Genomic DNA, 21,337 nt, shown 5'->3' with positions numbered 1-21,337 from the left:
AACATAAACTGCCCCAACGATGTTATTTCTTCTTTGAGAATTTGTCCAATACGCTTTTGAAATCGACGGGCGTTATAGCCTTCATTTCTCCCTCTTCGATTTCTTTAAGCTGGTCGGATGATATTTCTCCAAGAGGAACAACCTCATCTTTGCCAACGGCAATCAAGAAATATCGATCCTGACCGGCTCTTATAATTTGAACATATTTATTGCTGGAGATTTTTAAAACTTCAACAATTTCAAGGTTTTTGTTGAAGCCCTGAGTCTTCTGATAGCCGGCAATCCATTTGGTTACATAGAAAGTAACGGCAAGAACACCAACAAATACAATTAATATAAATATTAACTGAAAGAAACTCTCACCAGCAGAAGAAAGAAAAAGCATAATTATCCAATTACCTTCTTAACAGCTTCGAGAACTCTCTCTGCCTGGAATGGTTTAACGATAAAGTCTTTTGCACCAGACTGGATAGCCTCGATAACCATGGCCTGCTGACCCATAGCAGAACACATGATAACGCAAGCGTTTGGATCCTTCTCCTTGATGGCCTTTAACGCACCGATACCGTCCATCTCTGGCATAGTAATATCCAGAAGAACAAGGTCTGGTGTAAGCTCGGCATACTTATCAACAGCAATCTTGCCGTTCTCAGCTTCGCCGACTACATTGTAGCCATTCTTTGTGAGAATGTCCTTGATCATCATTCTCATGAAAGCAGCATCGTCACAGATTAAAATGTTTTTTGCCATGTCTTCATCTCCTTAAATATGTATTTATTCTTTGATGATTTCTGTAATACGTACTCCAAAGGATTCTTCAATTACTACTACTTCACCTTTGGCCACGTACTTGCCATTAACAAGTACATCTATTGGTTCACCGGCTATTTTATTTAGCTCGATGATAGTACCAGGAGCAAAATCCAAAATATCTTGGATTGTCTTATTGGTTCGACCTAATTCAACAGTAACATCAAGTGGTACATCTAAAATCAAATCGATGTTTTCCTGAGCAAACTGTGCAGAAAAACCTGGTCCAAATGGTGTGAACTGCGCAGGCTGAACATTGATTGTTGGCTGCGGCATATACATGTATGGTGGCATTTGCTGGCCAGCCATCATATTTGGATCCATCTGAGGAGGTGGCGCTGCCGCCTGTGGAGGAGGCGCCGCTGCTTGTGGAGCAGCCTCAGGAGGAGGTGCTGCCGCTGGTGCTGGTTCTGGAGCAACTCCACTGTCCACTGTAGACTTGGAATCATTCTCCATTGTGTTCTGCACCGCATTACACATTTCTTTTGCTAGAGAAATTGGATACAGCTGCATCATTTCTGAATCAACTAAATCTCCAATTTCCATCTTGAAAGCAATTCTAACGAAATTGCTCTCAAGGAAAGAATCTATCTCACCACCACTAATAGCAGTCAAATCTGTAAGGGTTGCTGTTGGTGGGGAAATATCAACCATCATACCAAGCATAGATGAAAGGGAGGTTGCTGACGCACCCATCATCTGGTTCATTGCTTCTGATATCGCTGACAGATGAAGCTCGGTAATTTCACCATCGGTGTTGGTTCCGTCACCACCCATCATCAAATCGGTAATAACCTTAACATCGTTTTCTTTTAAAACAAGAACGTTACTACCGTCAATACCTTTTGTATATCCAATACGAACAACTACACATTTGTCCGTATATTGGGAAGCTAACTCATCCCAGTTTGTTTCTGTAACAACAGGAGTAGAAATCTCTACTTTAATATTTACAAGTGCAAACAATGATGTTGCTGCACTACCCATGCTGATATTGGCAACCTCGCCAATAGTATCAATCTCCTCACTTGAGAGTTCTCCAGCTCCTCCGCCGGATCCTCCGCCACCATCATCTGCTGGCGCAGCATCGGGAATGCCACCACTAAGTAGTGCATTAATCTCATCCTGTGATAATACACCGTCGCCCATTCGCTACTCCTCTCTTATGATTTGTGTTACTCTTACTGCGTATTCTTTTCCTGAAGCACCTGGAAGGGCAGCGAATTTCCTAATGTCGCCCACAAAAACATCCAGTTCTTCGTCAACCTTTGTATCTAGCTTTACTATATCGCCTACCTGGAGTTGAGAGAAATCAGCTACTGTAATAACACTGTTGCCAAGTACGGCTTTTACAGGTATCTTTGCCTTACTAATAAGAGCTTCAACAGAGTCTGAAAAACTGGTTCCCGTTTTCTCCTTTTGACTACTATACCAGAACTTTGTGTTCAATTTGTCCATAACTGGCTCTAAAGTAATAAATGGAAGACAAATATTCATAAGACCTTCCACATCACCTATCTTAATATTCAAGGTGACAATCGCTATCATTTCTGACGGCGATATAATCTGAGCAAACTGTGAGTTTGTCTCAATTCGCTCAAGTCTTGGGTGAACATCTAATACGTTCTCCCAAGGCTCTCTTAAGAGCTCTATGCAGGAGGTCATAATTCTTTCAATGAGCAAAAGCTCTATCTCAGAGAAATCTCTTACTTTATCAAGAGGCTCTCCAACTCCTCCTAACATTCTGTCTACCATGGCAAATCCAAGATTGGATGCCATTTCTACGATAATATTTCCCTCCAAAGGAGAAAAATCAACTACACCTAAAAGAACCGGGTTTGATAGAGAATTTGAAAACTCCATGTAGGTAACTGCTTCGGAGTTCATAACCTCAATCTGTATATTCTTTCGTAAGAAGATTGGCAGATTAGTAGAAAGCAATCGACCATAATGTTCGAAGATAATCTCCATTGTACGAAGATGCTCTTTTGAGAACTTTGATGGTCTGGCAAAATCATAGTTCTTTACAGGCTTTTCTTTGTTGTTTTTAATCTCTTCAGCATCAAGCTCACCACTTGTCAACGCGTGAAGCAGATTATCTATTTCGTTTTGTGAAAGAACGTCACCCAAGCTTTCTCACCACCATTCATCCCGAAAATTTTTCATCAGTGCTATTGGTAAGTAGCACTTGAGAAGTTTACTCTTACTATGAAGGATGACTTAAACAATGACTGGATGGCTTCGAGGATTTCCTCTTTTACACCCTCTTCATTATTTCTCATTTCATCTATTGTATGTCCAGCAACTACAGTCTTAATCGTATCATTCAGGATATTGTCATATGGTGTCAATGTACCATCTGCAGCAAACTTAGCATAATCCTCATTTTGATTATCCATTGAAAGAGAAACAGCAAGCACAGCATAATGAGCTTCACCGTCGCCATCATCCTTAAGGTTAATAGTCTGGGTAGAACCCGAATTAACAGGATAATCAACCATGTTCTCGACGTTGATAGCTAAGGATCCTGCTGTATCACCAGCCACCAAATCTAAGTCTATAGCTGAGCAAACCTTTGTAATAAGCTCATTTGCCTTTTGGGTCTCTGGAATAATTGTAATTGTAAGAACCGCAGTAAGAACAAGATTTACCACAACAAGAGCAAGAATAACTACCGTAATCAAATTCTTTTTCATGCTCGGTCCCCTTTCTACTCATTCACAATGGAGTCTGCTCCAAAATCTGATGAATATTTATTAAATATCTTAATTTCTACTCTTCTGTTCCTTGCTCTTCCTTCAGCAGTGCTGTTATCTGCTATCGGAACATATTCACCACGACCAGCGGATTTTATATGTGCAGGATTAATGTTTGTCTTTGATCTAATCCTGTCAGCAACATATAACGCTCTGTACATTGAAAGAACATCATTGTTCTCGTAAGTTCCTGAGTGCATCGGAACATTATCCGTATGACCCTCAACCTCTATAATGTTATCTGTATAATCAGCCAAAATCTTTGACAAATTATCTATAATTGCATTTGCGTCCTCAGTAAGGACAGCTTTACCTGAGTTAAAAAGTAATGCACCATTGATGGTAATCATTACATACTCGGCATTAAAATCTACTTCGACCTGGTCCTGAAGACCATGTAGTCTGAGCTGTTCTTCAATCTCCTCAGCGATTTGTTCGCTTTCAGATACACCAGCCTTTTCTAACGCCTTCTTTGCCTGAGCAACGGACATATCCTTAGCTTCGGCCTCATTTTCTGAAACATTTTGTTCCTGACTTGAAGCATCTCCAGGGTTTTGTCCTGGTTCTGTCTGGGAACCGTTTTCAGTGTTTGCCCCATCTTCTGATTGTTCGCCTTCTACTTTCTGATCAGAGGCTCCCTGATGCTCGTAATCATCATCCTCGCCATCAGTTACACTTTTGAAATAATCATCAAACATTTCCAACTGGCTAATACCAGATGAAATCATATGCCCTTCTCCAATGGAACTACCACCGGAAGAGAAAATACTAAAGCTGGACTGAATACTTGCTATTACTTCCTCGAATTTTGCTGTATCAGTACTACTCATAGAGAAAAGCAAAACGAAGAAACAAAGTAGCAGATTCATTAAGTCGGAGAAAGTGGCCATCCAGGCAGGAGACCCAGCAGGAGCTTCTTCTTGCTTTTGCTTCTTTGCCATTAGCCCTCACCTCCTCCATCGCCGCTGCCGATGCCTTCTCTAGCAGAAGGTGGAAGGAATGATTTAAGTTTTTCTTCTATAACACGTGGGTTTTCACCGGCCTGAATTGAAAGAAGACCTTCCACGGTTATTGACTTCATCATAATTTCAAGTGCATTATCAACACCTAGTTTTGTTCCAACTGGACCAGTGTACCAATTGGCAATCAGTGAACCGTATAATGTTGTAAGCAAAGCAACCGCCATATTAGGTCCGATGGTGGATGCATCTGAAAGGTTCTGTAGCATATTTACAAGACCAACAAGGGTTCCAATCATTCCCCAGGCAGGTCCCATCTCACCCCATTTACCATAGAAAGCAATAACCTTTTTGTGTCTGTCTTCAAGACAGCTCATATCAGTTTCAAGAATAGCTCTAACAAGTTCTGGATCAGTACCATCAACTACAAGGTTGATTCCTTTTTTTAAGAACTCATCCTCAATGCTGTGAGCCGCCTCTTCAAGAGCAAGAATACCCTCTTTACGAGAAATATTAGCCAAGTTTATAATGTTACCTATAGTGTCTGCCGCGTTTCCAACAGGAGGTTCTTTTATAGCTATACCAATACCCTTAAGACCAGCAATGAAGTCCGGCATCTTATTACAGGTGATACATGCAGACAAAGACCCACCGATAGTAATGATTACTGATGGAACGTCTATGAAATTTGCCATTGCGGCTACACCACCTGATGAAACGATACCGAAAATAACCATTACGACACCAAGTCCTAAGCCGATAAGTGAAGCTATATCCAAACTCTCACCACCTTGTAAATGATATTAGAAACTAGCCTCTAATGCGAAAATCCAGAAAAATCTGTATAGAATTACTCGGTATACACTTTTGTGATTATTTTACTAGATTTGTACATTATTGTCTACTTTTCTTATGAAAATGGTCGCATATTATTGTGTAATTTTTATGTCCAAACCACTAAATATAGAATATTCACAAATTTTTCAGATTTTTATAAAAAATTTAGAAAGAGAGGGCTATTGCCCTCTCTTCCAAAATATGTCTATAAATTATCTCTTAAGGTTGATTAACTCTTCAAGCATGGTATCTGATACAGTGATAATACGTGAATTTGCCTGGAAACCACGTTGTGTAGTAATCATGTCTGTAAACTCACTTGAAAGGTCTACATTGGCCATTTCCAGCTGTCCAGTATTCATAGAGGAACCATCAGCTGAAATATCGATACCAATACCATCGAACTCACCTGAGTTAAGGGTTGTATCGTAACAGTTGTCGCCCTTCTCCTCAAGACCTGATGCATTAGCGAACTGTGCTACTGCAATCTGTCCTAAAAGAACTGTATTACCATTACTGTAGGAACCGAAAATCTTACCATCATTCTGAACAGAAAGACCTGTCATTGTACCAAGCTTCTTACCTTCGCCTCTCATTGAAGAACCATCAGGAATACCACGATTTGCAACAACGGTAGATGTGCCCTTGTTATCGTAGTTCAAAAGACTTGCAAATTCGATTTCAATGTCAGACATGGCATTGTTCTGAAGTTCCTCATTAATTGGATCTTCATCACTTCTATTAGGTCCAAGTAAATGTGCATTAAACATTAATTTTGTTCCGCCATCATTACCTACCGAAAGCAGTGTACCTTCCTGTGTATCAAACTGAATACCATAGTTAACTGTATTGAAGCTAACCTTGATAGCTGGAGAAGTAGTTGCCTTGGTAGAAGGATCAAAACCGTTTAAATCAACACCGCCGTCTGTAATATCTGTCAAATCACTTGTAGGGACACCCAAAAGTTGAGTTAAAGTAATAACAACTTCATCACCTTCAGCGTTTGTATATGGGAATCCATGCTTACTTGCATCATAGGCTAGTGATGTACCAGTAAGGTTACCGTCTGAATCCAGTTCCTTTAATACAAATGAAGGAGGATTCTCACTATTCTTATCAATTAAATATTTTACAGCAGGAGAAACACTTGAATCTGTAAATACATATCCACCTGTAGAAGTACCATCTACATTAGTTACATTGTCATCCCATTTAACAGCAGATGAGAAATTGTATTCTTTTGTGGTGATATCATTTGTACCAAAAATGTCTTCAAGTTTACCACCGTTGCTAATATAATCAGCTAATACATCATGGTTGTCTTGATCCAGAACATTTGTAAGCTCAATAGTGTATCTACCCATTGTGCCATCAACTTTCTTAATAGAAAACTTGGCAGTATATGCATAACCAAGATTATCATAAAGTGTAAAGGTTCTTACATAACCACCAGTACTTTCAAACTGGCTGTCATTCTTATCAATTACACCTGCGAAATTTGCGGCAGTTGTTGCCTCTGGTGCAGATGTAAGGTTTTCAGTTCTCATAACTCTAAGAGCCGAAACTGTATCTTTAATAATGTTTGAAGGGTCGTCAGGGTCTACCTGCCATCCCATTACAAGGTATCCAGTTGTAGTCATAGCAAGGTTACCATTTCCATCAATGTAGAAGGAACCTGCTCTTGTAAATAAGTTCTGGGAACCGTTGTTAACGATAAAGAAGTTTGTTGAATTAGCATCTGTAAGTCTGATATCAAGAGCATCACCTGTAGACTGTGCTGCACCTGCAGATGTAATAGAAACCTTTGTGGCACCATTAGTAACACCAAGACCTATCTGCTTAGCGTTAGTACCACCACGGGTTGCTGTTGCACCGGATGCCTGTTGTGTAGTTTGATACATGATATCAGAGAAAGTTGTTGCAGAAGATTTGAATGCAACAGTGTTAACGTTAGCGATATTATTACCGATAACGTCCATCTTGGTCTGGTGTGTCTTAAGACCTGCTACACCAGAGAAAAGTGATCTCATCATAACTAAATGACCTCCTCAACTAATACACGAACAATTGAGGGTGTCTGTTTGTCGCTTCTGTCAGTCCACGACTTAGCTTCCATAAGGTCCAGCTAAACTATAACAGCACCATCAATATTTGTAAAAATGTTCTCATCTGATTCAGTCTGGTCCATAGCCGTAACTACGGTTTGATTTGGTACGTTAACTATAAAAGCTAAAGTATCAACTAACACTAGAGAATCAGTAATCCCTTTTTCAGAAGCCTTCATGACTCCTTCTTCCAGTCTGTGGGATTGCTCCTCCGTGAGCTCAATATTTCTGTCATCAAGCCTTTGTGCTGCATGCTTTGAAAACTTTAATTCAGATGCACTTTGAAGCTTCTGCTTAAAAATATCCTCAAAGCTTGCGCCGTTTAAATTACCAAGTGGCCTGGACTCGGCTGCTGGATTGAGATAGGTTCCAGCTACCTTCTCGATGGAGGTAAAATTTGGATTAATATTTAAATTACTCATATATGCCTCCTAAACTAAACCTCTGTTGCATCGCTTACATCAAGTTCTTCTGTCTCTTCTGAGCTGCTGTCTGTCTCTTCAGTCTTAATAGTTGTATCTGCTGATTTCTCAGCTACTGCCTCAGCCTGTTCTACAGTATCCTCAGTTTTTTCAACTGCCTCAACCTTTTCTTCTTCCTCAGGCTCCTCTTCCTTTGCAGCCTTTTCAGCTTCACTATCTGCCTGCATAAGCTTTGTATACTGTGCTAGCACTTCATTATACTTCTTTAAGAGCTTTTCATCTACGAAGCTACGATCATATTCGTCCATAGCATTGTAAATGCTAGCTGCTTCACCGATAACCTCACCATCCCTAACAGTAACCTGTGCTGCTTCAGGAAGCTTTTTGATTGCATCTGTAAGAAGCTTTGCAATGTATTTTGCGTTGTAATAATCTGTATCAACTACAGATATCATTTTGGACATTTCATAAAGCTTGCCGTCAACGGAAAGCATCATTCCTTTTTTGTCATCCTTTTGAACAAAATCAACCTTTCCGGTTACTTCCTGTCCATCAATATTAAGTGCTACAATCTTTCCAACAATACTGTTACTCTGGATAGTCTCCATGTTCTGCTGAAGCGACTGCATTGCTTCTACCTGAGTAAATGAAGCAAGCTGCGCAACATACTGACTATTATCGCTTGGCTGTAATGGATCCTGATACTGCATTTCAGCTACAAGAAGCTGTAAAAACATATCTTTGTTGTATCCAGTGTCACGTTTTTCCTCAGTTTTTGAAGTAGAAACAGTTTGATTGGCCTTTGCAGCATCCTGTGATGCCTGTGTTTTGGTATATTCACCATTTTTTACGGCACCAACTAATAATGAATCTGCCATCAAATATCTCCTTTCAATGGGTCGGCCATTTTTAGGCCATGAAATCTAAGGTACCACCATTATCCTTCATCATCTGAGCTATCAGAATATCCTCCTCTGTCATTAATCCTGTTAATTCATCGAGATTATTTAAGTCAATTCTGCTATTTCTTCTTGAGGAATTTCCTGAATTCTGCTCCTGATTATTTGAACCTTCTCGTCCATTCTCATCAAGATTTCTTTCGAACTCATGAGTTCCTACGGAAACCTCAATAGAAGTAACCTTTGTCGAGCTTTGATTCATTTCTGTTCTAAGAGCTGCCATCTGACTTTCAAGAGCTGCCTTTACAGCGTCATTTTCGGTAAAAATCTTTGCTGTAATTTCGCTACCCTTCTGTGTAACCTCCAGGTAAATTTTTCCTAATCCTTCAGGATTCAAGGTCATCTCCATGGTGGTAGATTCTGAATCTGTCATTACCTTCGCCTGTTCAACCAACTGACTAACAATATCTTCTGCCTTTACTGTTTCACCCGTTGGAAGTGAAACCGCTGTGTCTTCAGCTATAAACTGTAGTTGATTGTTCTGCTGTGGTGGAAGAATTCCATCTTCTCTTACAATGTTAGATTGGTTGTGTGTTTTCTCAGGCATCTTAAAAGTGCTCTGAGTCATCTCTTCCTTTTCTTCACCCTGAGACTGGTTATCCTTCTCATTAGTGTTTTCTTCTACAGGTTTAAATACCTTTTCTGTCTCTACTGTAGCAGTTGCTTCTTCAACAACAGGAGCTTCCTGTTTTTCAACAGGTTTTACGTCTTCCTGTACAAGCTGAATTACAGGTTGTTTATCATCTGTAGTAGTATCCTTCACATCTATCACCTTATCCTGATCCGATACTTCAGGCACTTCAACATCAGAAGCTATTTCTATCGTTTCCTCCGCCTGGATTAAGGTTGAATCGTTCTGTGAAACCAGTTCTTTAAGCTGAATAAAGGAATTATTCGTTTCTTCAAATAGCTGGTTTGAAAGATCTGTTGCTTTGTCCAAAATCTCAGCAAAATCATCACTTAATACGAGAGTAATTGACTCCGTCTCCCCAGTAAGTTCTGATACAAGCTGTGCAAGACTCTGTGGATTAAGAAGATCAATAAAGGTTAGCCCTAGGTTTTCCATTGCCTTCTCGATGTCTTCCTCGGTCACATCGAGTTGGTCTTCTATTATTTCCTTGACTTCCTCTACTACCGCCTCAATTTTTTCTGCTACCTCTGATTTTTCCGGCAGTGGTTTTTCTTCCTGTTGAACAGACTTCTTATTTGTTGTAGAACTGTCTACCGAAACAGTCTTTTTATCTGGCTGTTTCTCAGGAAGTGCAGAATTCACGTCTGAGTTTACACTTTGGACTTTGTTAGCAACGCCCTTCAATGTCTTTTCAAATAAGCCTGCATCAACGTTAGCCGATGCTTTGTCTGATGTTACAGAAACATCAATCTGACTTACCTGAACCAGCAAATTGGAAACATTGCTACTTGTCATGTAACCCCTCCTTTCACATATTCTGTTTTCAAGTTGCTATAAAACGTATTGTTAGGATTAAGGCTCCATCATCTTTGTGAGTATTGCTGCATTTTTTGCATCCATTGCTGAAAGAATACTAGAACGGGTACTTGCATCCATAGCCTGAAGGATTTCACATACCAAGTCGTAATCATCACTCATCTCATCAAAGATTGCCGCTGCATTTTTTGCCTTCATGCTTGTGTAAGTCTTAACGTAATCTTCGATTTCCTGGTCTGTCTGGAGCTGTGAAATAACCTGCTTATAGATAGCTGCAGCGTTATCTGGCTCGATGGATTCATAATACGTCTTATATTCATTTATATCGGGTGCATTATCCGAAAAAACAACCTCTTCATAGAATTTTTCTTTTAATTCTTCAAAAGCTGCTTCGTTAGCTTTATACTCTGCCAATTCCGCCGAGGCAGCTTCTAATTCTGTTATATAATCACTATTTTCATTACCCTTGGTTTTTAGTTCTTCAATCTCTGTTTCAAGCTCTTTTATGCGCTCTATTGCCTTCTCCACAGTATCATACTGTGAATAAGGATTATCTTCTTCCTCCTGAGGCAAATATTCCTCGATACCTGGTAAAATCTGATTAACATAAGGCACATCCTTCAGCACTGGAAATAGAATTGATGAGCCAAATCCACCAACATCCATCTTTACTAAAAAGGCAAAAATAACCAGCCAAATCATAATGATAAGCAACACAACAAAAGCCATGATGATTCCGCCGCCTATTCCTAGACGTTCCTCATCCTCTGGCAATACTTCACCATTCTTTTTGGCTTCTTTACGGCGTTCCTTCTCGGCTTTTTTCGCTTCTTTTTTTGCCTCTTTTTCGGCCTTCTTGTCAGCCTTTTCGTTACCAGTATCAGGTGCTGGTGCTGCTACCTCTTCAGGTGCCTGTGCTTCATCTGCCATAACTTACTCATCCTCTTTTTCTGTGTTAAAATACGTGTAACTAACCAACTCATCCGTGATTTTACTTTCCTCACGGTCTAACTCATCTAAAAATTCTTCAAAGGCATGTTCTCTAAGCTTCTCATGCATTTTTCGTTCCATCATAACTGCATTAAGCTTTTTTCTGGCATTTTCCATTGCCTTTTGCGCCTTAGAAACCTCGATCATTTGATCTCGAAGCGCTACCTTCATGGATGTAATAGCGCTTTTACAGGTTTTGATGGCTTTTATATCGATATTTCCTACAGACAATTCCTTTAGCTGTCTTTCATAATCTGCCTGCTTAATCATTAACTTTCTAAGCTTATCCTGTTCCTGATTAAAACGCGCTGTAGCCATACCAAAATTTGCCTTCTCCTGCTCCTCTATCTTCTGTTTTAATTCAAGAATATTTTGCATTCGATAAACAAATTTTGCCATTAGAACCACCTCTAATCATCGAAGATTGCTGTCATCTGCCCAATAATCTCGTCATAATCAAACTTATCATGGGTAGCCTGAAGTAAGAACTCATTTACTGCATCAATCTTCTTGATAGCGTAATCAATCGCTTTGTTTGAGCCATTTTTATAAGCTCCAATATTTATCAAATCCTCTGCTTCCTGATAGGTTGCAAGGACATTTTTCAGCTTGCCTGCAATAGCCTTATGCTCTGGTGTTGCCACTGCTGACATAACTCTGGAAATGGACTGCAATACATCAATAGCAGGATAATGATTTTTTTGTGCCAACTTTCTATTAAGAACTATGTGACCATCTAAAATAGATCGGGCTGTATCAGTGATAGGCTCATTGAAATCATCACCATCTACAAGGACAGTATAAAGACCTGTGATGGAACCTACTGCAGAATTACCTGCACGCTCCAAAAGACGTGGCATCTCAGAATATACTGATGGCGGATATCCTCTTGTTACTGGAGGCTCGCCCGATGCCAATCCTATCTCACGCTGCGCCATCGAAAAACGGGTAAGTGAATCCATCATGAGAAGTACATCTTTGCCCTGGTCTCTAAAGTATTCAGCTATTGCAGTTGCTGTAAGGGCTGCCTTTTTTCTAATAAGAGCAGGTTTATCTGAAGTAGCACAAACCACAACAGATCTTGCCATACCTTCTGGACCTAAGTCGTTTTCTACGAATTCACGAACCTCACGTCCACGTTCTCCAATAAGAGCAATAACGTTAATCTGAGCCTTTGTATTTCTGGCAAACATACCCATTAAGGTAGATTTACCTACACCTGAGCCTGCAAAAATTCCAATTCTCTGGCCCTTACCAACAGTAATAAGACCATCTACAGCCTTCACACCAAGAGACAATGGCTCTTTGATTATGACTCTTTCCATAGGATCTGGAGGGTCAGCTTCGGCTGGATACTCTATAAGGTTCTCAAAATCTGTAAGATCATCCACATCCGAAGGAACACCAAGGCCATCTACAAGATGTCCAAGAAGCTGGTCTCCAACATTAACACCAAGGGGATGTCCAGTGTTTTCAACCATGCATCCAACGCCTATACCTTCCACGTTCTCATAAGGCATCAAAAGCAGACGTTTGTCTTTGAATCCGACAACCTCTGCTTTAATACGCTGATCAGAGCCCTCCACGATTATTTCACACAAATCGCGAAGCTTAGCCTCTGGTCCCACTGATTCAATTGTAAGTCCTACAACCTTTACAACCTTCCCAAGAGATTTAAAGTAATCCTTCTCTGTCAGCTGCATCAATAATCCCTGGTCCACTGTGCCTCCTAGCTTAGGGCTCTAATTTCCCTGATAAGATTATCTAACTCTGTATCAATGCTACAATCAAAAATACCGCCATCTGTCTCAATAATACACTGACTATCATTCAAAAGTGGGTCTGCAATTATATCGAGTCCCACTTCAGTTCCAACTTTACCTTGAATTTCTTCCTTCTTTCCCTTTAAAAATTCTGCATTTGCATCACTAACCTTGATTTGCATCTGGCCTGTGCGCTCAATTTTCATAATGCAGTGGTCTAAAAGATGATATAACACATCCTTTTTGCCTGAAAGCTCTGCAGCAAATACATGCTCAAACACAGGCAGACACATTTCAACGATTTCATGTGACATATCAATTTGCTTTTGCATATAATCATTTTCAATACGCTGAATTTCTGCCTGCATATTATTCTGTGATTCCTGAAGTTCAAGGGCTGCCCTTTGTGTACCTTCGTTATAGCCCTCTTTTTCTCCATCCTGGCGAGCAAGATTTCGCATAGCATCAGCATTAAGCTGAGCAGCATTTAAAATCTCCTCGGCCTGCGCATTTGCATCCTCTATAATTCTCTGAGCCTCTTCCTGAGCTGCTGCTATAATCTCTTCTCTGGCAGGGCCAAAATCCTCAGGCTCTTCTTCCTCTTCCTGCATGATAGAGTCAGCCAAGCCTAAGAATTCATCTGGATCAACTCCCTCAGGAATTTCAGCGCCTGATTCACGCATGGCTTCTAAACGACGCTCACGCTCTTCTTCTAAAAGCCTGGCTTTGTATGCCTTTTCCTGCTTAAGAATAAGCTCCTTTGCCAAAGCATTGGAATCGATTACGAGTTCACCTGTTTCGCCAGTTTCTTCGTCTGGTTCATTTGGTTTCACAAGAAACCCATAGATGACATTGTTACTAGACAATGAGCTCATCTCCGCCTCCTCTAGAAATTACAATCTCTGCAGAATCCTCAAGCTTTCTGATAATACCTACTATCTTCTGCTGAGCTTCTTCAACATCCTTCATACGAACAGGACCCATGAATTCCATGTCTTCCTTAATCATAGCTGCAAGACGAGAAGACAAATTCTTAAAGATTGCGGCCTGAACCTCATCATTAGCTCCCTTAAGTGCAACGCCAAGATCTGAGTTGTCAACGTCTCTAAGAACACGCTGAATAGCTCTGTCGTCCAAAAGAAGGATATCCTCGAATACGAACATCTTCTTTCTGATTTCCTCAGCAAGCTCTGGCTCTTCAATTTCAAGAGACTCCATGATACGTTTTTCAGTACCACGGTCAACTGTATTAAGGATATTAACTACCGCATCTACGCCGCCGGCGATAGTGTAATCCTGATTGATAAGAGATGAAAGCTTTCTCTCGAGAACTCTCTCGACCTCTTTTATAACCTCTGGGCTGGTTCTATCCATAAGCGCAATACGCTTGGCAACATCAGCCTGCTTTTCTGGTGGCAACGCTCCAATGATAAGTGATGCCTGGCCAGCAGACAGATAAGACAAAATCATCGCAATTGTCTGTGGATGCTCCTCCTGTATGAAGTTCAGCACCTGAGAAGGCTCTGTCTTTCGAATAAACTCGAAAGGACGAACCTGCAATGATGCTGTCAGCTTTGTAATGACATCCTGAGCACGGTCATCACCAAGAGCCTTCTCAAGAAGCTCCTTAGCGTAACCAATACCACCTTCTGCGATGTACTGCTGAGCAAGACATACCTGATAAAATTCTTCGATAACCTCTTCCTTGAGCGCAGGAGAAATACTTCTCGTATTGGCAATCTCCAGTGTAAGTTCCTCGATTTCCTCTTCCTTGAGATGCTTAAATATCTGAGCTGATTTCTCTGGTCCTAGGGCGATTAAAAGTATAGCGGCTTTTTGAACGCCATTCATGTCTTCAGTTGCCATAACCTTATCCCCAATCCTCGTTTAGCCAATTTCTCAGAAGCTGAGCAACAGCCTCCGGTTTCTCATCCACAAACTTTTCAATAAGTATGCGGGCTTCAGATTTCTCTGTGTATCCAATATCTTCAAGCTCCTCTTCCTCTTCCTGAGCAGTAGAAGCAATAAGATCATCAATTGTAAGCTCCTGTTCCACAGGCTCCTCTTCTTCAGTCTTAAGACTTCTAAATACAACAAAGCCGAGCATTGCGAAGATGAGAAGTGCAAGAACAATCTGAACAATGTCTGAAACCGAAATAGGTGGACCTTCAGAGTACTGGAACATTGGAATCTCGTATGCCACAACCTTAACGTTAGCAGTAGGGAAACCTGTTGTTCTTGCTACTACCTCTACGATGTCATCTGAAACCTCCTGTTGAACAGGATTTGAATTTGCTTTTACAAATTCGTCAAAGGTCTGCCCTGCTTCTTCAAGGGTTCCATCCTTCTCCATCTTGTCTTCATTGTAGATAGCAAATTTCTTACAGGTAACTGAAATAGAAGAATCCTCTAAGCTTTGCTTTCCGATTTCGTCCTTATGAGTGGTTATCTTCTCATCTGGAAGATAATCCTTCTCAAAATCTTCTGTGGAAGCAGATGATACATTTTCATTCTCGATTACGTAGGTAGTATCATCATCGTTTGAATCTGTTCCTGGAACACCACCACTACCGCCTGTTGAGCTGGAGCTGGAGCCCTTTTCCCAATCAAGATAACCCTCGGTACGACCTTCATCAACTGAATAGTCATAATGAACGTAGCTGTTTTCATCAAAGCTCATTGAAAGATTAACACCAACAGAAACAGCATCGTAAAGGTTTGTTCCTTCAAGAACAGTCTGAACACGTTTTACAATCTCTTCTCTGGCTTTATCTCTGGCGTCCTGATTAGCAGAAGCAGATGCCCCTGCTGTACCTGCCTTGGCATTTGGGAACAACAGATTACCCTCTGTATCCATGATTGTGATATTATCAGTTGTTTCGTTCGCTAGGTTTGTAGCCAAATGTCTGGCTAAACCTTCAATTGTTTCATCTGTAATAGGCGAATTTAAGGTAAGAATTACAGAAGACCATCCAGGCTGATTTTGTGCTATAAGGGTACCATCATCCTCAGGAATATTTAGAGTAACCCTTGCCTTATCAATCATTTCGAAGGCTTCGAGATCAGTAGCAAACTGCTCTTCTAGATACTTTTTATATTTCTTCTGTTTGTCTGCTTCAGTGGCTGAAAAGCCACCGTCAAAAACATTATCTACAGAATATTTAGATGTCGGGATTTCATTGGAACCAAGAAGAACGTTAGCACGACCTTCATCCTTCTCGTCAATATAGAACGTAAAGCCATCTGGAGATGTCTCATAGTTAATCTTTTCGTTCTCCAGTAGCTCTTTAACAGCGGCGGCCTGTTTACCATCCTCGCATACTACCAGCTGCATCATGGTAGGCCTTGTGATAACAAAGGCTAAAATAGCAAAAGACACAATAACAACAGCAGTGATTGAAATAATCAATACCTGCTGCCGTTTCGTAAACTTTCTCCACCACTCAAGAAATCGATTAAGAATAGCCTGAATTTGTTCTGGCATAGACTCTCTCCCCTACATATATGCAACCAAAATACCATTCTCCAAAATCACCATAATAATCTCTCGGTGCTAAAGCACCTATTCTTCCAAGGAAAAAGTGCCATTATAATTCGCTCCGCGAATGGGGCACTTCTTGAGCATACTTTTTTATAACAGGCAAGCTGTTAAAAAAAGCATGCTATACTTGCATCTGCATAATTTGCTGATAAGATTCTAAGATTCGATCTCTAACAGCTACAGTGTACTGCAATGCAGTGTTTGCCTTCTTTTCTGCAATCATTAAATCGTGGGTGTTATCAGTTTCTCCTAGCTGAAATGCCACCTGCGCTTTATTTGCCTGCTTTTGCAGAGAATTTGTATCCTCTAATAAATTCATAACTGAATCCAGCATACTCTGGAAACCAGTTGTGGCGTCCACCTTAGGCGTTCTTGTATCCTTAACAGGTGTGCCACCATATAAACTCTGAAGTGACGAAATATCCATATGCATCCCCCGTTATCTACTACAATCAATTATCGCTGACCAATCTGAATTCCATATCCTGCCATAGATTTAATAGCATTAAAAGCTGTTACATTTGCTTCATAGGAACGGCTTGCATCAATAAGATTTGTCATCTCTGTAACTGTATTAACATTAGGGTATCTAACATAACCATTCTCATCTGCGTCTGGATGAGATGGGTCGTATTCCATAATAAAATCTGTTTCAGTGTCTTCAGATACCTTGCTAACCTTTACGCCATTGCCATAATAGTGCATGGTCTTTTCATTTAAGATATTCCTAAAACTTGGAATTCCAGCATGATACTCCTTCTCTTTGAAGGTAACTATTTTTCTTCTGTAAGGACCGCCATTCTCAGTTCTTGTCGTACTTACATTTGCAATATTCTCAGCAATAATATCCATACGAAATCGCTGAGCGGTCATTCCTGTAGCACAGATATCAAAAGGTTGAAATAATCCCATAGGCACCTCCTAATCAAACATACTACTTGTTACAAACAATTGAAAATCTTTCGAATTCGTTTGATATACTTGTGGTGTACGCCTGATAGCGAAGTGTTTCTGATGCAAGCTCAACATTCTCAGTGTCTGGATCTACATTATTTCCATCCAGTCTGTAAGAGAAGTTCTCATAATCAGTGTACTCAAAGCCATCAACATGGTTGCCATTATCATCAAGCTTATTAACAGCTCTGTCCAGAGTCCTTTCATGGGTTCCCAACAATTCCTTTTTCAAGACACTTGCAAATTCTATATCTTTTCTCTTATATCCAGGAGTATCTTCGTTAGCTAAATTATTCAGGATAAGAGTCTGTCTACGCCAGCTAGCGTCGGCAGCACAATCAAGCGCATTTACGTAAGAAAAAGCATCTGACATAATCATACCTACACACCTCCTAGATTACTTTAACTTCATTATATTGAAAGTTTTCTGAAATTTCAAACACCTTTTACACTATATTGTGTATATCGTCAATATTAAGCACAATTAGTAGTGTAATTATCAAGTTTGTAACTCTAGTTATTAGAATATTATTTATGATAATACATTATTGTGTAAAAGTTGTGTAATATAACTAAATATACAAAAAAGGACTTAAAGATATCTCTAAGTCCTTTTAAAACACAAATCCATTTTATATGAAGCTAATGAATTATTAATTATTTGTTTTTCTTGATTTCCTCAAGCTCATCAAATACTACATCGTTGAGAACCTTAATGTATGTACCCTTCATACCTGATGAACGAGACTCGATAACACCTGCTGACTCAAACTTACGAAGAGCATTAACGATAACTGATCTTGTTATACCTACTCTATCGGCAATTTTTGATGCAACCAACACCCCTTCGTTACCATCTAATTCATCAAAGATGTGAATGATTGCTTCAAGCTCTGAGTAAGAAAGTGTTGAAATAGCACTCTTAACTACCTGGAGCTTACGATTCTCCTCAGCTGACTCTTCGTTAACCGAACGCATCATCTCAAGACCAACTACTGTTGTACCATACTCTGTAAGAATGATATCGTCGATATCGTACTGCTTGTCGAATCTGTAAACGAAAAGTGTTCCAAGACGCTCTCCAGCAATATCAATAGGAGCGATAATTGCAGAATACATATCAATATCAGACTTTTCAAAGCCAAGAGTTTTAAGATTTACATTTTCCTTAGTTGAAAGAATAGAAAGTAATCTCTCATTTAAAAGTGGATCAATGAAACCACCAACTTCATCAACAATAAGCTCACCGATTTCTGTTGTGTTTGGAAGGTGAGATAGACCAAGAACCTTACCCTTCTTAGAAATAACAAGTACAGAAGAATCAAGAATCTCTGTCAATACAGAACAGATATCATTAAAAACAACCTTTGAAGAATTGTTGTTATGAAGAAGCTTTCCAATCTTTCTAGTCTTGTCTAATAACTGTACACTCATTTAAATATATTCCTCCTAAATAAAACAAAATGCAAACCTTTCATAAGCATCTGTTTCCCCTGACTTCTAAAGTCAAATCTGAATTGTTCAAATTATAGCACTGAATGCATTAAATTTCAATTAATTTCAGAATATTTTAACTATTCAAATATTAATTTTGACTCTGGACAAATCTACACTCATCGTTGCCACAAACAAGCTTATTGCCCTTCTCTACCATATAAGTGCCACACTTTGGACATTTAACAGTTGTTGGCTTTGACCAGCTGATAAAATCACACTCTGGGTGATTAGCACAGCCAAAGAACTTTCTGCCCTTTTGAGATTTTCTAATTACAACATCTCCGCCGCATTTTGGACAAGGAACTCCAATCTTCTCCAAAAATGGCTTTGTATTTCGACACTCAGGGAAACCAGGACATGCCAGGAACTTTCCGTGAGGTCCAAACTTGATTACCATGTTTCTTCCGCATTCCTCGCAGATAACATCAGTAACCTCGTCGTGAATTTCAACCTTTGCCAACTCTTCCTCGGCAATCTTAACTGCCTTCTCCAAATCTGGATAGAAATTTCTGACAACTGACTTCCATTCAACTGTGCCCTCTTCAACGCCGTCCAAAAGAAGCTCTAAATTAGCAGTGAACTTGTCGTCAACAATAATTGGGAAGGAATCAACCATGATAGAGTTAACTACCTCACCAAGCTCTGTAACGAAAAGGTTCTTAGCTTCCTTTGTAATATAATGTCTCTTTAAAAGAGTGGTAATTGTAGGCGAATATGTACTAGGTCTTCCAATTCCAAGCTCCTCTAAAGTTTTAACCAATGATGCCTCAGTAAAATGTGGCGATGGCTGGGTAAAATGCTGCTTCTCCTCAAAGCTGTTAAAGGAAAGCTTTGTATCCTCTGTAAGCTTTGCAAGTGGATGAGTCTTAGAATCTTCTTCATCATCCGCAGCTGTATAAATCATCATAAATCCATCAAAGTTGATTGATGATTCAGATGCTGTAAACACTTGGTCCTTAGCTGAAACGCTAAGTGATACTGTATCATAAAGAGCGTTTGCCATCTGGCTGGCTACAAAACGCTTCCATACAAGCTGGTACAATCTATATTGATCGCGTGTAAGGCTGTCCTTAATCTCAGATGGAATAAGTTCGATATTTGCAGGACGAATAGCTTCATGCGCATCCTGAACCTTACCTGTGTTCTTCTTTGAGCTTCCTGCTGTCTCAGATAAATACTTATCTCCGTAGTTTGCAGAAATGAAATCTTCTGCAGCTGCCTTAGCTTCATCAGAAACACGTGTAGAATCTGTACGTAAGTATGTAATAAGACCCACTGTACCATGTCCCTTAACACTGACACCTTCATAGAGCTGCTGGGCAACACTCATAGTCTTCTGAATTGAGAAATTCAAAGCCTTTGAGGCTTCCTGTTGCATAGTAGATGTTGTGAAAGGAAGTGGTGCCTTCTTCTCACGAGTACCTCTCTTGATAGAAGCAATCTTGAAATCAGCGCCCTTAAGCTCTGCCATAATCTTATCAAGACTTTCCTTATCAGAGATATCCTTCTTACCTGTCTTATCGCCATAATACTTGGCAACGATAGGCTTCTTTGCACCTGCTGTATCTAAAAGCACATCAAGTGTGTAATATTCCTGAGGAATAAATTGTTCAATTTCTTTTTCTCTGTCACAAATAATTCTAAGTGCAACAGACTGAACACGTCCTGCTGAAAGGCCTCTCTTAACCTTTGCCCAAAGAAGGGGGGAAATCTCATATCCAACCATTCTGTCAAGCATACGACGTGCCTGCTGCGCATCAACTAAATCCATATCAATTTCACGTGGATTCTTAAGTGAATTTTTGACAGCAGTTTTTGTAATTTCATTAAAGGTAATACGATATACCTTTTTGTCCTGTAAATTAAGTGCGTGAGTAAGATGCCAAGAAATAGCTTCTCCCTCACGGTCGGGATCAGTTGCGAGAAAGATTTTGTCTGCCTTCTTCACTTCCTTACGAAGCGCTGCAAGTAACTCGCCCTTTCCTCTAATAGTTATATATTTAGGTTCAAAATCATTTTCAGGATCAAATCCCAGCTGAGACTTTGGCATATCCCTAATATGTCCCTGAGAAGCCATTACCTCATAATTGCTTCCTAAAAACTTCTTAATGGTATGCACCTTTGCTGGCGACTCTACGATAACCAGATTTTTTGCCATAGAAACTCCATCTCCATATTCTAGTTTCGCTCCAATATTATATTGAAACGTTACTCACTATACAACATTAAATTTCTATTTTCAAGAAAAACTTTAATTATTGACAGAACATTCAAATCTTCGTTACAAAAACCGATAC

The 21,337-nt window shown here is 39.9% G+C and carries 22 protein-coding genes; all 22 read right to left on the bottom strand.

Annotated elements, in window-relative coordinates; genetic code table 11:
- Positions 1 to 22 precede the first annotated feature (22 nt).
- The 22 genes from BLP54_RS02045 to topA all read right to left on the bottom strand — a co-directional run bounded on the left by BLP54_RS02045 (position 23) and on the right by topA (position 21,198).
- Positions 23 to 385 carry a flagellar biosynthetic protein FliO gene (locus BLP54_RS02045; RefSeq protein ID WP_090166254.1) on the bottom strand — a complete coding sequence of 121 codons (363 nt, stop codon included), beginning with the start codon at positions 383 to 385 and terminating at the stop codon, positions 23 to 25.
- 2 nt (positions 386 to 387) lie between these two features.
- Positions 388 to 750 carry a response regulator gene (locus BLP54_RS02040; RefSeq protein ID WP_015549898.1) on the bottom strand — a complete coding sequence of 121 codons (363 nt, stop codon included), beginning with the start codon at positions 748 to 750 and terminating at the stop codon, positions 388 to 390.
- A 24-nt stretch (positions 751 to 774) separates the two neighbouring features.
- Positions 775 to 1,959 carry a flagellar motor switch phosphatase FliY gene (gene fliY, locus BLP54_RS02035; RefSeq protein ID WP_090166252.1) on the bottom strand — a complete coding sequence of 395 codons (1,185 nt, stop codon included), beginning with the start codon at positions 1,957 to 1,959 and terminating at the stop codon, positions 775 to 777.
- A gap of 3 nt (positions 1,960 to 1,962) precedes the next feature.
- On the bottom strand, positions 1,963 to 2,940 hold the full coding sequence (gene fliM / locus BLP54_RS02030; protein WP_090166250.1) for a flagellar motor switch protein FliM: 978 nt from the start codon (positions 2,938 to 2,940) through the stop codon (positions 1,963 to 1,965).
- 41 nt (positions 2,941 to 2,981) lie between these two features.
- Complete coding sequence (locus BLP54_RS02025; RefSeq protein WP_072914400.1) at positions 2,982 to 3,506, bottom strand: flagellar basal body-associated FliL family protein; 525 nt, start codon at positions 3,504 to 3,506, stop codon at positions 2,982 to 2,984.
- 14 nt (positions 3,507 to 3,520) lie between these two features.
- Positions 3,521 to 4,507, bottom strand: coding sequence for an OmpA/MotB family protein (locus BLP54_RS02020; protein ID WP_090166248.1), 987 nt, complete (start codon positions 4,505 to 4,507; stop codon positions 3,521 to 3,523).
- Positions 4,507 to 5,304: a motility protein A gene (locus tag BLP54_RS02015; protein ID WP_090166246.1), complete on the bottom strand. Its 798-nt coding sequence runs from the start codon at positions 5,302 to 5,304 to the stop codon at positions 4,507 to 4,509. Before BLP54_RS02015 ends, BLP54_RS02020 begins: the two co-directional genes overlap by 1 nt.
- Positions 5,305 to 5,574: 270 nt before the next feature.
- Positions 5,575 to 7,395, bottom strand: a complete 1,821-nt coding sequence (locus tag BLP54_RS02010; protein ID WP_090166244.1) for a flagellar hook protein FlgE — start codon at positions 7,393 to 7,395, stop codon at positions 5,575 to 5,577.
- Between the two features lie 92 nt (positions 7,396 to 7,487).
- Positions 7,488 to 7,889, bottom strand: coding sequence for a TIGR02530 family flagellar biosynthesis protein (locus tag BLP54_RS02005; protein WP_090166242.1), 402 nt, complete (start codon positions 7,887 to 7,889; stop codon positions 7,488 to 7,490).
- Between the two features lie 14 nt (positions 7,890 to 7,903).
- Positions 7,904 to 8,767: a flagellar hook assembly protein FlgD gene (locus BLP54_RS02000; RefSeq protein WP_090166240.1), complete on the bottom strand. Its 864-nt coding sequence runs from the start codon at positions 8,765 to 8,767 to the stop codon at positions 7,904 to 7,906.
- 31 nt (positions 8,768 to 8,798) lie between these two features.
- Positions 8,799 to 10,274, bottom strand: a complete 1,476-nt coding sequence (locus BLP54_RS01995) for a flagellar hook-length control protein FliK (protein ID WP_090166238.1) — start codon at positions 10,272 to 10,274, stop codon at positions 8,799 to 8,801.
- Between the two features lie 57 nt (positions 10,275 to 10,331).
- The gene (locus BLP54_RS01990) at positions 10,332 to 11,225 is read right to left on the bottom strand and encodes a MotE family protein (RefSeq protein ID WP_090166235.1); all 894 of its coding nucleotides are present in this window, start codon (positions 11,223 to 11,225) and stop codon (positions 10,332 to 10,334) included.
- Between the two features lie 3 nt (positions 11,226 to 11,228).
- Complete coding sequence (fliJ, locus tag BLP54_RS01985; protein ID WP_090166233.1) at positions 11,229 to 11,684, bottom strand: flagellar export protein FliJ; 456 nt, start codon at positions 11,682 to 11,684, stop codon at positions 11,229 to 11,231.
- Between the two features lie 11 nt (positions 11,685 to 11,695).
- Positions 11,696 to 12,988, bottom strand: coding sequence for a flagellar protein export ATPase FliI (gene fliI, locus BLP54_RS01980; RefSeq protein ID WP_090166755.1), 1,293 nt, complete (start codon positions 12,986 to 12,988; stop codon positions 11,696 to 11,698).
- Positions 12,989 to 13,014: 26 nt separating this feature from the next.
- Positions 13,015 to 13,923 carry a FliH/SctL family protein gene (locus BLP54_RS01975; protein WP_090166231.1) on the bottom strand — a complete coding sequence of 303 codons (909 nt, stop codon included), beginning with the start codon at positions 13,921 to 13,923 and terminating at the stop codon, positions 13,015 to 13,017.
- Positions 13,907 to 14,914 carry a flagellar motor switch protein FliG gene (gene fliG / locus BLP54_RS01970; protein WP_028246924.1) on the bottom strand — a complete coding sequence of 336 codons (1,008 nt, stop codon included), beginning with the start codon at positions 14,912 to 14,914 and terminating at the stop codon, positions 13,907 to 13,909. Before fliG ends, BLP54_RS01975 begins: the two co-directional genes overlap by 17 nt.
- Positions 14,915 to 14,918: 4 nt before the next feature.
- Positions 14,919 to 16,532 carry a flagellar M-ring protein FliF C-terminal domain-containing protein gene (locus BLP54_RS01965; protein ID WP_090166229.1) on the bottom strand — a complete coding sequence of 538 codons (1,614 nt, stop codon included), beginning with the start codon at positions 16,530 to 16,532 and terminating at the stop codon, positions 14,919 to 14,921.
- A 178-nt stretch (positions 16,533 to 16,710) separates the two neighbouring features.
- Positions 16,711 to 17,016, bottom strand: a complete 306-nt coding sequence (gene fliE / locus BLP54_RS01960; RefSeq protein WP_242870605.1) for a flagellar hook-basal body complex protein FliE — start codon at positions 17,014 to 17,016, stop codon at positions 16,711 to 16,713.
- A gap of 29 nt (positions 17,017 to 17,045) precedes the next feature.
- On the bottom strand, positions 17,046 to 17,501 hold the full coding sequence (gene flgC, locus BLP54_RS01955; RefSeq protein WP_090166225.1) for a flagellar basal body rod protein FlgC: 456 nt from the start codon (positions 17,499 to 17,501) through the stop codon (positions 17,046 to 17,048).
- 22 nt (positions 17,502 to 17,523) lie between these two features.
- Complete coding sequence (flgB, locus tag BLP54_RS01950; protein ID WP_090166224.1) at positions 17,524 to 17,922, bottom strand: flagellar basal body rod protein FlgB; 399 nt, start codon at positions 17,920 to 17,922, stop codon at positions 17,524 to 17,526.
- 278 nt (positions 17,923 to 18,200) lie between these two features.
- A complete protein-coding gene (codY, locus tag BLP54_RS01945) occupies positions 18,201 to 18,977 on the bottom strand; it encodes a GTP-sensing pleiotropic transcriptional regulator CodY (RefSeq protein ID WP_090162189.1) in 777 nt (258 codons plus the stop codon).
- 151 nt (positions 18,978 to 19,128) lie between these two features.
- Positions 19,129 to 21,198: a type I DNA topoisomerase gene (gene topA, locus BLP54_RS01940; RefSeq protein WP_090166222.1), complete on the bottom strand. Its 2,070-nt coding sequence runs from the start codon at positions 21,196 to 21,198 to the stop codon at positions 19,129 to 19,131.
- Positions 21,199 to 21,337 lie beyond the last annotated feature (139 nt).

Source organism: Pseudobutyrivibrio sp. 49 (assembly GCF_900100545.1).
Classification (GTDB): Bacteria; Bacillota; Clostridia; order Lachnospirales; family Lachnospiraceae; genus Pseudobutyrivibrio.
This window is presented reverse-complemented; position numbering and strand designations above follow the sequence as displayed.

What these genes read in the sequence shown, in the direction of transcription:
- BLP54_RS02010 (WP_090166244.1), bottom strand. Translation starts at nt 7,395, where the DNA reads ATGATGAGATCACTTTTCTCTGGTGTAGCAGGTCTTAAGACACACCAG.
- BLP54_RS02040 (WP_015549898.1), bottom strand. Translation starts at nt 750, where the DNA reads ATGGCAAAAAACATTTTAATCTGTGACGATGCTGCTTTCATGAGAATG.
- codY (WP_090162189.1), bottom strand. Translation starts at nt 18,977, where the DNA reads ATGAGTGTACAGTTATTAGACAAGACTAGAAAGATTGGAAAGCTTCTT.
- flgC (WP_090166225.1), bottom strand. Translation starts at nt 17,501, where the DNA reads ATGGGATTATTTCAACCTTTTGATATCTGTGCTACAGGAATGACCGCT.
- BLP54_RS02025 (WP_072914400.1), bottom strand. Translation starts at nt 3,506, where the DNA reads ATGAAAAAGAATTTGATTACGGTAGTTATTCTTGCTCTTGTTGTGGTA.
- BLP54_RS02000 (WP_090166240.1), bottom strand. Translation starts at nt 8,767, where the DNA reads ATGGCAGATTCATTATTAGTTGGTGCCGTAAAAAATGGTGAATATACC.
- BLP54_RS02020 (WP_090166248.1), bottom strand. Translation starts at nt 4,507, where the DNA reads ATGGCAAAGAAGCAAAAGCAAGAAGAAGCTCCTGCTGGGTCTCCTGCC.
- BLP54_RS01975 (WP_090166231.1), bottom strand. Translation starts at nt 13,923, where the DNA reads ATGAGCTCATTGTCTAGTAACAATGTCATCTATGGGTTTCTTGTGAAA.
- fliY (WP_090166252.1), bottom strand. Translation starts at nt 1,959, where the DNA reads ATGGGCGACGGTGTATTATCACAGGATGAGATTAATGCACTACTTAGT.
- BLP54_RS02045 (WP_090166254.1), bottom strand. Translation starts at nt 385, where the DNA reads ATGCTTTTTCTTTCTTCTGCTGGTGAGAGTTTCTTTCAGTTAATATTT.
- flgB (WP_090166224.1), bottom strand. Translation starts at nt 17,922, where the DNA reads ATGATTATGTCAGATGCTTTTTCTTACGTAAATGCGCTTGATTGTGCT.
- fliJ (WP_090166233.1), bottom strand. Translation starts at nt 11,684, where the DNA reads ATGGCAAAATTTGTTTATCGAATGCAAAATATTCTTGAATTAAAACAG.
- BLP54_RS01990 (WP_090166235.1), bottom strand. Translation starts at nt 11,225, where the DNA reads ATGGCAGATGAAGCACAGGCACCTGAAGAGGTAGCAGCACCAGCACCT.
- fliI (WP_090166755.1), bottom strand. Translation starts at nt 12,988, where the DNA reads ATGCAGCTGACAGAGAAGGATTACTTTAAATCTCTTGGGAAGGTTGTA.
- BLP54_RS02005 (WP_090166242.1), bottom strand. Translation starts at nt 7,889, where the DNA reads ATGAGTAATTTAAATATTAATCCAAATTTTACCTCCATCGAGAAGGTA.
- BLP54_RS01965 (WP_090166229.1), bottom strand. Translation starts at nt 16,532, where the DNA reads ATGCCAGAACAAATTCAGGCTATTCTTAATCGATTTCTTGAGTGGTGG.
- fliE (WP_242870605.1), bottom strand. Translation starts at nt 17,016, where the DNA reads ATGGATATTTCGTCACTTCAGAGTTTATATGGTGGCACACCTGTTAAG.
- BLP54_RS01995 (WP_090166238.1), bottom strand. Translation starts at nt 10,274, where the DNA reads ATGACAAGTAGCAATGTTTCCAATTTGCTGGTTCAGGTAAGTCAGATT.
- topA (WP_090166222.1), bottom strand. Translation starts at nt 21,198, where the DNA reads ATGGCAAAAAATCTGGTTATCGTAGAGTCGCCAGCAAAGGTGCATACC.
- fliG (WP_028246924.1), bottom strand. Translation starts at nt 14,914, where the DNA reads ATGGCAACTGAAGACATGAATGGCGTTCAAAAAGCCGCTATACTTTTA.